The sequence below is a fragment of the Streptomyces sp. NPDC026575 genome (assembly GCF_055567415.1).
In genome coordinates this window covers 236,538-248,952 of record NZ_JBVHQM010000003.1, presented here as the reverse complement: position 1 = coordinate 248,952, position 12,415 = coordinate 236,538, and the positions used below count along the sequence as shown (strand labels likewise).

At 69.7% G+C, this 12,415-nt stretch carries 12 protein-coding genes; 4 read left to right on the top strand and 8 right to left on the bottom strand.

The genetic code is table 11. The annotated features are described in order from the left end of the window. Positions 1–218: 218 nt before the first annotated feature. The gene (locus ACZ4NB_RS05515) at positions 219–644 is read right to left on the bottom strand and encodes a MarR family winged helix-turn-helix transcriptional regulator (protein ID WP_467658477.1); all 426 of its coding nucleotides are present in this window, start codon (positions 642–644) and stop codon (positions 219–221) included. Between the two features lie 175 nt (positions 645–819). On the opposite strand from ACZ4NB_RS05515, the gene eno reads away from it, so the two are divergent. Together eno and ACZ4NB_RS05505 are read left to right on the top strand one after the other, a co-directional pair. After that, positions 820–2,127: a phosphopyruvate hydratase gene (eno, locus tag ACZ4NB_RS05510; RefSeq protein WP_467658476.1), complete on the top strand. Its 1,308-nt coding sequence runs from the start codon at positions 820–822 to the stop codon at positions 2,125–2,127. Between the two features lie 517 nt (positions 2,128–2,644). After that, entirely contained in the window at positions 2,645–4,558 is a 1,914-nt protein-coding gene (locus ACZ4NB_RS05505; RefSeq protein ID WP_467658475.1) for a tetratricopeptide repeat protein, read from the top strand. Between the two features lie 85 nt (positions 4,559–4,643). Here ACZ4NB_RS05505 and ACZ4NB_RS05500 read toward each other — a convergent pair whose 3' ends face one another. Beyond that, the gene (locus ACZ4NB_RS05500) at positions 4,644–4,910 is read right to left on the bottom strand and encodes a hypothetical protein (protein WP_467658473.1); all 267 of its coding nucleotides are present in this window, start codon (positions 4,908–4,910) and stop codon (positions 4,644–4,646) included. A gap of 220 nt (positions 4,911–5,130) precedes the next feature. After that, positions 5,131–5,508 (bottom strand): VOC family protein, encoded by a 378-nt coding sequence (locus ACZ4NB_RS05495; protein WP_467658472.1) that lies wholly within the window; start codon positions 5,506–5,508, stop codon positions 5,131–5,133. A gap of 83 nt (positions 5,509–5,591) precedes the next feature. Here ACZ4NB_RS05495 and ACZ4NB_RS05490 point away from each other — a divergent pair, with 83 nt between their 5' ends. Then, on the top strand, positions 5,592–5,888 hold the full coding sequence (locus ACZ4NB_RS05490; protein WP_467658471.1) for an ArsR/SmtB family transcription factor: 297 nt from the start codon (positions 5,592–5,594) through the stop codon (positions 5,886–5,888). Positions 5,889–5,985: 97 nt separating this feature from the next. On the opposite strand, the gene ACZ4NB_RS05485 is transcribed toward ACZ4NB_RS05490, so the two are convergent. The 5 genes from ACZ4NB_RS05485 to ACZ4NB_RS05465 form a co-directional block, all read right to left on the bottom strand. Beyond that, a complete protein-coding gene (locus tag ACZ4NB_RS05485; protein WP_467658469.1) occupies positions 5,986–6,843 on the bottom strand; it encodes an SAM-dependent methyltransferase in 858 nt (285 codons plus the stop codon). Positions 6,844–6,881: 38 nt separating this feature from the next. Continuing rightward, positions 6,882–7,091 (bottom strand): hypothetical protein, encoded by a 210-nt coding sequence (locus ACZ4NB_RS05480; protein ID WP_467658468.1) that lies wholly within the window; start codon positions 7,089–7,091, stop codon positions 6,882–6,884. Positions 7,092–7,430: 339 nt separating this feature from the next. After that, positions 7,431–8,741 (bottom strand): preprotein translocase subunit SecY, encoded by a 1,311-nt coding sequence (gene secY, locus ACZ4NB_RS05475; RefSeq protein WP_467658467.1) that lies wholly within the window; start codon positions 8,739–8,741, stop codon positions 7,431–7,433. A gap of 814 nt (positions 8,742–9,555) precedes the next feature. Next, positions 9,556–9,945 carry a cellulase gene (locus ACZ4NB_RS05470; RefSeq protein WP_467658466.1) on the bottom strand — a complete coding sequence of 130 codons (390 nt, stop codon included), beginning with the start codon at positions 9,943–9,945 and terminating at the stop codon, positions 9,556–9,558. Between the two features lie 11 nt (positions 9,946–9,956). Further along, positions 9,957–10,463 carry a SigE family RNA polymerase sigma factor gene (locus ACZ4NB_RS05465; protein ID WP_467658464.1) on the bottom strand — a complete coding sequence of 169 codons (507 nt, stop codon included), beginning with the start codon at positions 10,461–10,463 and terminating at the stop codon, positions 9,957–9,959. 285 nt (positions 10,464–10,748) lie between these two features. Here ACZ4NB_RS05465 and ACZ4NB_RS05460 point away from each other — a divergent pair, with 285 nt between their 5' ends. Next, a complete protein-coding gene (locus tag ACZ4NB_RS05460; RefSeq protein ID WP_467658463.1) occupies positions 10,749–12,302 on the top strand; it encodes a PH domain-containing protein in 1,554 nt (517 codons plus the stop codon). The last annotated feature ends 113 nt before the right edge of the window (positions 12,303–12,415 follow it).

Below are 12,415 nucleotides of genomic sequence, written 5' to 3'. Positions count from 1 at the left end.
TCCTTGGCCGTTGTCGTTGGCTACACCCCTATGACGGAAGCGCTCGCCGCGATGTGACACGGACGCGTGTGACGGGCGTCTCCTCCGCCGCACCGTCACACTCTGGAAGCACCAGCTCGACCAGCGGCAGCACCGGTACGGGGTTGAAGAAGTGCAGACCGGGAGCAGCCGCGCTCTCCCCGGACCCCGCCGACGCGCGGGGCCCGCAGGCGTACGGACTAGTGGCGCGTGGCGAGCCGCTCCAGCAGGGCGGCGCTCTGCGCCAGCAACGCCCGCTCCTCATCCGTGAGTTCGGCCTCGATGGCCTGCGCGAGCCAACCGACCCTGCGGCCGCGCTCCGCTTCGAGCGCGGCCCGCCCCGCGTCGGACAGCTCGACCAGCGACTTACGGCCGTCCGTGGGGTGCGCCCGGCGCGTGACCAGGTGCTGTTCCAGGAGCAGCCCCACCGCCCGGGCCATCGACTGGGGGCGTACGCGCTGATCGGCGGCGAGGTCGCTGGTCGTCATGGCGCCGTTGCGGTCGAGTGCGCCGAGCACCGCGACCTGGCCCAGCGGGATGCGGTCCTCGTGGGTGACGCGTCGGGTGAGCTTGCCCATCGCGGTGCGCAGTTCAGCGGCGATGGCGGCGGCTTCCGAGGTGGGCATAGGGCACTTTACCGCGCTGGTCAGCATTGCTGCGCGGCCAAGCTGCGCAGCAATGCTGCACAGCGATACTGCACAGCAAAACTGATCAGCTTTGCTGTACTGTTTGGCCTGTCGGGCTCAGCGCCAGCGTGGTCGCAGCCGGGGCCACGGCACACGACAACGGGAAGGACCTCCGATGTCCACACAGGCAGTCGGAACCGTCAACGCCGCCATCGAGACCGTCAACGCCCGCCGGATCATCGACAGCCGTGGCAACCCCACGGTCGAGGTCGACGTCCTCCTGGCGGACGGATCCCTGGGGCGTGCGGCCGTCCCCTCCGGTGCCTCCACCGGCGCCCGGGAGGCCGTGGAACTGCGCGACAAAGACTCCGCGCGCTGGCACGGCAAGGGCGTCGACCGCGCGGTGGCCCATGTCAACGGGGAGATCGCGGCGTCCGTACGGGGCAGGGACGCGGCGGACCAGGCGGGTCTCGACGCCGCGCTGATCGCCCTCGACGGCACCGCCACGAAGTCCCGACTCGGCGCGAACGCGGTCCTCGGCGTCTCCCTCGCCGCCGCCAAGGCCGCCGCTGCGGCCCACCGCCTGCCCCTCTACCGCTACCTCGGCGGCGCCGGCGCCCGCCTCCTGCCGCTGCCGATGATGAACATCGTCAACGGCGGCGCCCACGCCGACAATCCGCTGGACTTCCAGGAGTTCATGATCGCGCCCGTGGGCGCGGACACCTTCGCCGAAGCCGTCCGCATGGGCAGTGAGGTCTTCCACACCCTGCGCCGCGACCTGCTGGCCGCCGGGCACTCCACGGGCGTCGGCGACGAGGGCGGCTTCGCGCCCGCGCTGCGTACCGCCGAGGAGGCGCTCGACTTCGTGATGACCGCCATCGAGCGCACCGGCTACCGCCCCGGGACGGACATCGGCCTGGTCATGGACCCGGCGTCGTCGGAGTTCTTCCGCGACGGGGTGTACGACTACGCGGGCGAGGGGGTGCGCCGCACCCCCTCCGAGCACGCCGCCTACCTGGCCAAGCTCATCGACGGCTACCCGGTCGTCTCCATCGAGGACCCGATGGCCGAGAACGACCTGGACGGCTGGCGCGAGCTGACCGCCCGCGTCGGCGACCGCTGCCAGCTCACCGGCGACGACGTGTTCTGCACCAACGAGGCGCTGCTGCGCGAGGGCATTCGCACCGGCGTCGGCAACTCGGTCCTGGTCAAGGTCAATCAGATCGGGACCCTGACCGAGGCGCTGGCAGCGGTGGCGACGGCTCACGAGGCGGGCTGGACGGCTGTCATGTCGCACCGCTCGGGCGAGACGGAGGACACCACCATCGCGGATCTGGCGGTGGCGACCGGCTGCGGTCAGATCAAGACCGGATCGCTCTCCCGATCCGACCGTACCGCGAAGTACAACCAACTGATCCGGATCGAAGAGGAGTTGGGCGAATCGGCGCGCTACGCGGGCCGCTCCGCACTGCGTCGGGCGTGAACCGCGGGCAGAGGTAGCGACCACGCCGGCCCCTCGATCGCGATCGGGGGGCCGCTGGCGTGGCGGGGGCCGCTGGCGTGGCGGGGGCCGCTGGCGTGGCGGGGCCGCTCGCGCGCGGCTGGTCGCATCCTCCTCAAAGCCCCCCGCACCCGACACGGGACCACGACACTGGGGTGACGAGGACGTTGAGCGCGGGGTCGGGAGCCTGACGTTGTGGGAACTCTTGCGGCCGTGGGCCGTATTGATGGCAGTGGCCGCGACAGCGGCTGCCGGTGGCTTGGTGGCGGCGGCGTGGTTACCGGGTTGGGCGACGGCCGTCATCGCGGCGGTCGGCGCGGCCGTGACCGGCGTGGTCACCGCCGAAGCCCAGAGCGCGCTGGCCCTTCGCCGCCGCCCGGCGCGACAGGCGGCGGACTCAGATCTTCAGCCGTGCCAGGTGCACGAAGTCTTTGACGCCATCGCTCTGGGAGTCCACCCCGCGGCGGTGCGCGGCGGCTCACGAACGGGCACGGATCGCGTGCCCGACTTCGTCCGCAGAGACCGGTTCGACGAGGTACGACGTCGCATCGCCGCCGGCGGTTTTGTACTGATCGTCGGCGAGTCGACGGCCGGCAAGTCACGGCTGGCGTTCGAGGCGATGAAGGCGGCCGTGCCCGAGCACAGGTTCTTCCATGCCAGGCCGACCCAGGATCTGCGGGCACTGGCGGCGCGGGTCGCCGCGACGCGGAACTGCGTGGTGTGGTGCGACGAGTTCGACCAGTTCCTGCGCGTGGGAGGGCTGACAGCGGACATGGTCGCCACCATGCTCGCGGGGTCCCACCGGCGCGTGACGTTGATCGCCTCGATGCGCAGCAAGGAATTCGACCGGTACAGCGCCCGGCAGCGGGACGTGACAGAGGCGACGACCTGGCAGGCGGGCCGCGAGGTGCTGCTCATGGCACCTGATCCCGTGGAGCTGGACCGCCTGTGGACCCCGCGCGAGGTCCGGCTGGCGCACTCGTCCGCGGACGACCCGCGCATCAGGGCGGCAGCCGAGGGCGCGAGCCGGTTCGGGGTGGCCGAGGTGCTGGCCGCCGGTCCCGAGCTGGTGAAGGACTGGAAGCACGCCTGGCAGGCAGGTGAACACCCGCGCGGCGCCGCCTTGGTCGCGGCCGCGGTGGACTGCCGGCGTATGGGGCTGCACCGACCGGTCCGCGAGGAGGTCCTGCTGCGGCTGCACGAGGAGTACCTGGTCCGGCAAGGCGGCCCGCTGCTGCGCCCCGAGTCTCCGGAAGCGGCTTTCGGCTGGGCCACGTCGGCCGTGCACGGGGCGAGCAGCCTCCTGCTTCCGGCCGACGGCGGGTACCTGGCTTTCGACTATCTGATCGACCTGGCGTGGCTGCCGTCCATCCCCGAGACGAGTTGGCGCACCCTCCTCGCGACGGCTTCGCCCGACGAGGCGTTCGGTATCGGGTGGGCCGCCGTGTACTTGATGCGCACGACCATCGCCGTCGATGCCTTCGACTTCGCGCGCCGCAGCGGGGTGCCCGACGCCGAGTACGCGCATGCCATCGCCCTCGGCAACGCCGGGCGCCCCGCCACGGCGGTCCAGGCGCTGTGGACCGCTCTCGAACAGCGCCGCGGCCGGTTCGGCGACGACCACCCCGCGACTCTGGTCGCGCGCAACGACATCGCCCGCTATCTCCTCGAAGCCGGAGACCTCGTCCGGGCATCGGGCATCCTGGACCAACTCGTCCTGGACCAACAGCGGGTCCTGGGTGCCGGGCACGAGCAGACACTGGGAACGCGTAGGCTCCTGGCGCGCTCGTGCAGGGAGTCGGGGGACTGCGCCGGATCCGTGCAGCGGTATCGCGACCTCGTGCCTGATCAGGAACGGGCCATGGGGCATGACCACATGGAGGTCCTCCTCACCCGTCAGGAACTCGGCCGGGCCCTGGGTCTCGCGGGCCGCGTGACGGAGGCGCTGGAAGAACTGCAACGGACGCTGGCCGACCAGGAACGGGTGATAGGACCGTCCCATCCCCAGGTCCTCACCACCCGTTACGAGATCGCCGTCCTGACCGGACAGGCGGGTGACCCCACCGAGGCCGTCCGCCAGCTCGAAGCCCTACTCGCCGACCAGGAACGCATCCTCGGACGGCACTCACGCACCTTGAGCACCCGGCACCAAATGGCGCGGTTCATCGGGGAAGCAGGTGAACCGCGGAAGGCCGCTCTCCAGCTGGCGAACGTGATCACCGATCAGCAGGAGTTCCATGGAGCCCTCCACCCGCGCACCCTGGCGACACGCTACGACCATGCCCGCATGCTCGAACTGTCCGGCAGGCGGGAACAAGCGCTCCCGCTACTGACAGCACTGGGTGAGGACTGCCGCAGCGCACTCGGTGACACCCACCCGCTCACCGTCCGCGTAGTGCAGGGGGCGCCGTAGGGAAGTCCGGCACCCGAGGGGTGTCGTGGGGGAAGCGGATTCGGCGCCCCTGTGGCAGGAGCGCCGATGTCTCACCAGCCGACGATCAGCGAGTGCCCCTGGCGCCAAGGGCGTTCGTCTTGGAGGCGAGGTCGTTCTTCGTCGCCAGCTTGTCGGCGACCTTGCTCAACCCGCCGATCACCACATCGGCGTTGATGTCCTTGAGCGGGTTCTTCACGTCGTTCTTGCTGACCGTGCTGCTGTCCACCAGCATGTCGTCACCGCTCGGCGCAGGAGCCGCGAGCGCCGGGGACGCGGCCCCCAGCATCAGCACGACGCCGACAGCACCCACAGCGGCCTTGGCGATCTTCACGATCCATACCCCTTCCAGCAGGTGCGCTCAACGACGCGGCACGACTCTCGTGCCTCCGGAGCGCCCCACCTTCGGACGCTCGTAACGCACTGCCACCACCCCTAACCACTGCGCTCATATCAAAGTGTCGGAGCGTCACTCGTCCGAGCACATATCTTCATCCGACAGGACTTGTCCGACGGGTCCGGTGGGCGCGGCCGCTTCGGGCCGACTGGTCGACTCAGGCGAGGGCGGACCGTGCGGTTGCGTGGAACTGCACGTACTCGATGGTCCCGCCTCCGGGATGCCGCACAGTCAGGTTGCGACCGGTGGGGACCTCGTTGGGTCCGTCGAGGATCTCCCCGCCGTGTTGCTCGGTGAGGCGCAGGACCTGGTCGAGGGAGTCGACGATCGCGGTGGCGTGGGTGCCCCTGTACGGGGCGAGGGCCTCCTCGGAACCTGCGAGAAGCAGATAGCCGCCGACGGCAGCGAGGTCCAAGTCACCGTAGTCGAACCGGAGTCGTGGCTGCTCGCCGGTGAGCTCGACGAAGGTGGGCAGCGCCACGTCCAGGTCGTCGACGTAGACGCGGGCAAAGGTGGCGAGTACCGACACGGTCATCCCCTAGATCATTTCGATTTTCCCGAAACAACGAAGCGATCTGCATACTACGGGTGTCACATCGGCGAAGGCGAGGAGGACCAGTGGGACAGCCCCACCCTGCGGACCGGGAATGGGCCGAGGTGCTCCACGCCCTGGGCGATCCGGTTCGGTTGGCACTGGTCCGCCGGATGGCCGAGGACGGCGAGAGTGCGTGCAGCCCGGACGGCGTGGACGTGCCCCGATCGACGCTGTCCAATCACTGGCGGATCCTGCGCGAAGCCGGAATCACACAGACCCGTCGGGTGGGGAAGGCCCGTCTGATGACTCTCCGACGCGAAGACCTCGATACCCGTTTCCCGGGACTCCTCGCCGCCGTGTTGGCCGAAGGCAGGAGATGAGTGCCACGACTGCCGGTCGGGGTGGGGTGGGCCGCCCGCCGTCCTGACCGGCGGCAGCCGGCGCAGCGGATCGCGGACAGCGAGGGCCCGTTCCGGGTCAGCGCGGCGGCGGCTGATGGTGCGACTGCTGGCCGGGGATGGTGGCGGTGACCAGCCAACACGCCGACGCGCCAGGACTGGTGTGCTCGATCGCCTCGGCGGGGACGCGACGGTGGGCCACCGCTTGGTGGAGGAGGTCGTGGGCGTGTGCCTGCCAGCCGTGGCGTGCCAGCCAGGGTTCGGGGTGGCCGGGCAGCGCCGGGTGTGCCACGCCGACGCGGTCCAGATGCCGGCCACCGGGAACGGACGCCAGCGTGCGCAAGGCTCCCGGGTTGTAGGTGAGGGCGAGCGTGCTGCCCGGCGCTGACAGGCGTCCGATCCCCGTCAACAGCCGGTCCGCGACCTCCACCTCAAGGTACGGCAGAAGCCCTTCGGCCAGCCAGGCGACCGGTTGCGCGGGGTCCAGCCCGGCAGCGCACAAGGCGGCGGGCCAGTCGCCGGTCAGGTCGACGGCCAGCGGCGTACGACGGCAGGTGGCGGCAGCGCCCTGGTCGGCCAGCACGGTCTCCTTGAACGCCAGCAGTTCGGGTGTGTCGAACTCGTAGAGGCTGGTTTCGGCCGGCCACGGAAGGCGGAAGGCGCGGGTGTCCAGTCCGGCGCCGAGCAGCACCACCTGTCGGATGCCGCCGGCGGTCACGCTCCTGAGGTGCTCATCGAAGAAGGCCGTCCGGGTCGCCACAGCCGCGGGCAGCGATTCGCGGAACTCGGCGGGAGGGGTGCCGGCCTCCGCACCGGCCGCAGCCAGGAAGGCAGCCGCAAAGTCGTCTGCGAACAGCCTGTCCGGGCGGCGGTGCTCCGCCGCCCGGGCCCAGGCAACCCACAGTGCGGTTGTGCTCGGCGAGCGCGAGGAGATCACGTGACTCACGGTTCGTGCCGACTCCACCGCGGACCGCTTCAGATGCCGCCCAGGCCGCCCACGAGGCCCATCACGGGGTCGAGGAGGCCGCCGCCCTCGCCACCGGCAGGCTTGGCGACGGCTTCCTTCGACAGGGAGGCGGCGGCCTGTGAGTGCTGGGCCGCCGAGGCGTCGGTCCCGGCCAGGGCGAGGGTGACAAGGGCCAGGGGCAGCGCTGAGGTGATGACGGTGACGCGGACGGATCGCATGCTGTACCTCCAGGTGATCGGTAAGGTGCCCGTGATGATCCCGCCGAATCCGTGCTTGTGGCCCAGCGGGCAATACCATGCCTAACGCGTCGCGAAAGCGATGAAACACCGACCGGGCCGGGCGTCATGCGTTCGGCCCATGGCTCCACTGGCCGCACGAGGCGCGGCCGTGGACGACCACCCGCGCAGCCCGGCCCGGATCTGCCTCCCGGGCCATGCGCGGCAAGTACAGCGCCGCCGCGCCCATCCGGGTCAGTGAGATCGCCCCGCCCCAGACCGCTCCGGTCTCCCTGGTACCTCACCGATACGAGGTGTGGGTGGTGCGGTTCGTGGTGCGCGTCAGCGCAGAAACCCTTCGTAATTGCGCTGCTGGAGCTGACTCTCGATCTGCTTCACGGTCTCCAGTCCGACGCTCACGATGATGAGGATGCTCGTGCCACCGAAGGGGAAATTGCTGCCGTTGAACAGCACCAGTGCCGCTGTGGGCACAAGCGCGATCAACCCCAGGTAGAGCGCTCCCGGCCAGGTGATCCGGTTGAGCACATAGCCCAGGTAGTCAGCCGTGGGTCGGCCGACCCGGATACCGGGGATGAACCCGCCATGCTTCTTCATGTTGTCGGCAATTTCTTTGGGCGTGAAGGAGATGGCGATGTAGAAGAACGCGAAGAAGACGATCAGCAGGAAGTAAAGCGTCAGATGGATCGGTTGGTCGCCTCTGGAAAGATTGGTGGCGATCCACCGGGACCACCCTGACGCCGAGTTACCGCCGAGATCGATCAGACTGGGGATGGTGAGCACCGATGAGGCGAAGATGACGGGAACGACACCCGCCTGGTTCACCTTCAGCGGGATGTAGGTCGAGGTGCCGCCGTATGAACGGCGGCCGATCATTCGCTTCGCGTACTGAACCGGGATCCGACGCTGCGCCTGCTCGACGAAGACCACAAGGCAGACCATGCAGAGTCCTACCGCGATCACGATGGCGAACTCGCCCCAGCCGCCGAGGATTTTGCCGGATTCCTTGATCCCCCACAGGTTGGCCGGGAAGCTGGCGGCGAGGGAGGTGAACATCAGGATGGACATGCCGTTGCCGATGCCGCGGTCGGTGATGAGCTCTCCGAGCCACATCACCAGGGCGGTGCCGGCGGTCATGGTGATGACCATGACGGAGGTCGGGAAAATCGAAGTGTCCGGGACGATCTGGGCGCGGACCTGGCAGGTCGGGAAGAGCCCACCGCTTTGGGCTTGAGCCACCAGGGCGGCGCCCTGAAGCACCGCCAGGCCCAGCGTCAGGTACCGGGTGTACTGGGTGATCTTCGCAGTGCCCGCCTGCCCCTCCTTCTTCAGTGCCTCCAGGCGCGGAATGACCGCCGTCAGCAGTTGAAGGATGATGCTCGCCGTGATGTACGGCGTGATCCCCAGGGCGAAGACGGTGAGCTGCAGTAGCGCACCACCGCTGAACGTGTTGATCAGGCCGAGGAGGCCGTCGTTGCCGACCCCCTCCTTGATGCACTGCGTAACGCTCCGGTAATCCACCCCGGGGACCGGGATGCTCTGGCCCAACCGATAGAGAAGCAAGATTCCGAGCGTGAAGAGTATCTTCTTGCGAAGACCGGGCGTTTTGAAGACCCTGACGAGTACGGTAGGCACTTTTTCAATTCGTCCTTATTCTCGCAAGTTGATAGGGCATGTGCACTGATACCCGACCGTCGTTCCCCGCCGAGTAGTTCCACCTCGACGGGCGGAGCACCCTGCCAATGGCGGCTCGCGGCGGGGGGCGACCATTTGGTGCCTGAAGTAATCGGTCCGGCAAGGCACATGGGTAGGCGTCGGGTCGAGCACGGTCGTCTTTGCGGACTCGCGGACTGATCGCCCATCAGTCTCCGAGCGCAGCAGAGACTGACGTGATGTCATGGAGCCCGTGGCGCTGGGCACGCCTTTGGCAGCGGAATCGCATGGCGATCTCCTGGTTGGCTGCCTTTGCCGGCGGGGCCTTCTCAGTGGCTGGTTGCCACTGCCGCCCGGTGCCTGGTCACGGCGCGGGCGACCGACGGCGGGTACGCGGGTATCACCGGTGGCTCGCGAATCTGCCGGTCGGCGGGCGGTCGGTGGTGGTGCTGGTCGACTCGACGCTTCAGCGGCAATGCGGCACAGCGTTCGCATGGGGCGAGGCGCTCCTCGCCCCGGTGCCGATGTCGATGCCGCTGGCGGTGCCGGTGCCGGTGCCGGTGCCTTTACCGCTACCGCTACCGCTACCGAGCGGAGTCGCGCAGGTAAGCGGCGAGTCTCGATATGTACTTACGGCCCTCCCGCTCCCCCTCCTCCATCCCGGGCGCGCACCGTCACTTCGGTGTCCGGCTGTTCCACCGGCGGGTCGATGCCGCTCCAGGATCCGCGCGCCTTGGTCTCGGCATTGCCGTCATTGCCGTCCACTCCTGCGCCACAGCCCGCATCCTGGCCGGCCCTACTTGGTCGTCGAGCTGTGGGTCGGGGCCGGCGCTGTCGTGCAGGTGCGGGTGGGGATCGGAACCGGCACGGTCGTTGACGTGTAGGTCGGAATGGGGACCGGCACGGTCGTGCAGGTGCGGGTCGGGGTGGGGACCGGCACGGTCGTGGAGGTGGGTCGGTGATGAGGAACGGTGGGCCCGCCTTGGGCGGAAGCGCTCGGCAGGACTTCCAGCCCGACGCCGAGCCCGGCGATCGTCAGCGCCGAGCCGGTGGCCACCCAGACCGTCCGAGCACGCCGACGGGCACGGACCCCGGCTTGCAGCCGCTGCCGGTGCTGGTCCTCAAAGGGGGTGTCTGCCTGGGTATCGCGCATCATCCGCGCGAGTTCGTGTTCGAAGTCTTCCATGATGTCTCCTTTCACTTCACCGGCTCGATGGCGTCACCCAGGAGCTGACGCAGACGCGTCACGCCCCGTGACGTAAGGGACCGGGCGGTGCCCACCGGACACCCCAGCGCCTCGGCAACCTGCGTCTCTGACAGGTCCTGGTAATAGCGCAGCACCACCGCGGCGCGCTGCCGCACCGGCAGCAATGCCAGCGCGGCCTCCAGCCGAGTCCGTTCCTCCACGGCAGTGGCCACATCGCCGGCCTCGGGAAGCTCCGGCAACCGTTCCACCGGACGCTCGCCCCACCAGCGGCGTCGCGCCGAGCGAGCCGCCGCGCGTGCCAGCACTCGGCGCACATACGCCTCCGGCGCCTGCTCGGCCACCCTCGGCCACGCAAACCACAGCTTGACCAGCGCCTCCTGCAGCAGATCCTCGGCCCGATGCCGATCTCCACCGGTGAGCAGATGCGCCAGGTGAAGCAGTGCCGGCCAACGAGCCGCGACGAACCGGTCGAACGCATCGGCCCGCAACTGCCCCATCAACGCCATCCCTCGCCTCGATCACTCGCCTACGCCCCTACAAAGGCCCTGGCCCATCTCCCGCTATGCAGTCCCCGGGCGTGAGCTGCCTCACATGCCCGCCACGGCCCCTGCCCCGTTGCCTGTTCCGACCCCACCGGGGGACTGCCACGGGCACCACCACGGTGCTGCCGCGGTTCCATGGACAATCTCCAGCAATTCCCTTACGTCGCCAACGTGGTTCGCCGGGAAGCTGCCGAACTCCGCCCAAGCCGGACCAGTCCGACCAGTGACATGATTCCCTTTATGAGCAATACGGGGGAAATAACGTGCCGGCCTTCCCGGAAGTGCGCGCTGTGGTTCTTCGTCGGACTCGGGGCGGTCGGAGTGGGCCTGGCCGTCGTGCACGCGGCGTATGGCGGCACGCTCCTGGATCTCTGGCCGGGCATCGGCGTGCTGCTGGCGCTGCTGGGCATCGTGGCGCTCTTCGCGGTCACCGCCGAGGTGACCGCCGACGCGGACGGGCTGCGCTTCCGAAAGCGGCTGCGCCGCCGGAGCGTACCGTGGGGTGACGTCGCCGATCTGCGCATACGCCTGTCGCACACGAACAACAGCCGGGTCCGGGAGGTGCGTCGCGTCAGCCTGCTGCTGCGGGACGGACGCACGGTGCTCCTCCCTCTCCCGCAGGCGGTTTCGGGGTACGCCTCGGACTTCGACGCGGAGTTGGACGCGCTCCGCGCGCTGCACCGCGAGTACGGAGCCCCGGAATCGGACCATCTCCCTGTCGTCTCGCACCGCACCGCCGGGCGGGGCTGGGCCGGGTCGTTGGCCGTGTGCGCGTTGCTGCTCGCGTCGGCCGGCGGGACCGCGTCCGTCGTGCCGATCATCGCGTCGTACGAGCAAGCGTGGACGTCGGCCGCCCCGTGCGCCGCCGGGACGCCCGCCAGTGAGCGCAGCGAGTGCCGGACCACCCGGCCGGCCGTGATCGCGCGGACCGAGGCCAACCCGCCCAAGCAGAGCAGCTGGCTGTACTTCACCGAGAACCGGCCAGTGAGGCGAATCGAGGTCTCCCAGGACGCCGCCGAGGGATTCCAGCCCGGTGCACGCGTCGAACTGACCGTCTGGCGCGGCGAGGTGATGGAGGTCGCCGGAGAGCACTACGTCTGGCGCGACCATGTCCCCACCGGCGGGTCCGTAGCCGTCGTCTCGGCAGCGTTCGCGCTCGCCGCGGGCTACCCCGGAGCCCGGGTACTGCTGCGCCTGCGCGGGCGCCGGCTGCCCGACGACGAGGTCCTCCCGTCGGCCCTCCCGTTCGCGGGTGCGCTGGTCGGGACCGCTCTGTGGCTACTGCCGCTCTGCTACCTCCACGCCACGAACCTGCCTCGCTCTCCCGTCGCGATCACATGGGCGGCCGTCGGCTCGCTGTGCACACTGGGCCTGTTCGCCTTGGCCTGGCGTGCCACTCGGGCCCGTATGCCCGGAGAGCCCGGGACGACCGAGGGGACCGCCGGGGCAACGTCCGCCGATGAGGAGGTGTTCGTGGCCGCCTGCTTCCTGGAGCACACCGACTACAACCCGTACCGCTTCGGCACCCACATCGTCCTCGGCGGCGGCCCGCTCGCGGTGACGCCCCACGCCGGCCCGGGACGGTTCGCGGCGAAGCGGATTCCGGTGGAGCGGCTCACCGTCCAGAACGTGCGGCGCGCCCGCGGTGGCGACGGCGACGGGATCCCCCGTAGCTGGCACATCGCCGAACTCGACGACGCGGGGAGGCCGGTTCGCCTCGCGGCCGCCCCGGCGGACCTGACCCGCCTGATCCGCGAACTGCGCGCCCCGGGCACCTCTACGCGCCCCTGCTGAATGCCGGGTTCCGCTGGGACGCTGCCCCTTCTGGCTCAAAGGGGTCGGATGGCGCTCGGGTATCCGCGCTGCAAGCACGATGGCCTGCCGCTTGTCCCGCGGATCAGGTCCAG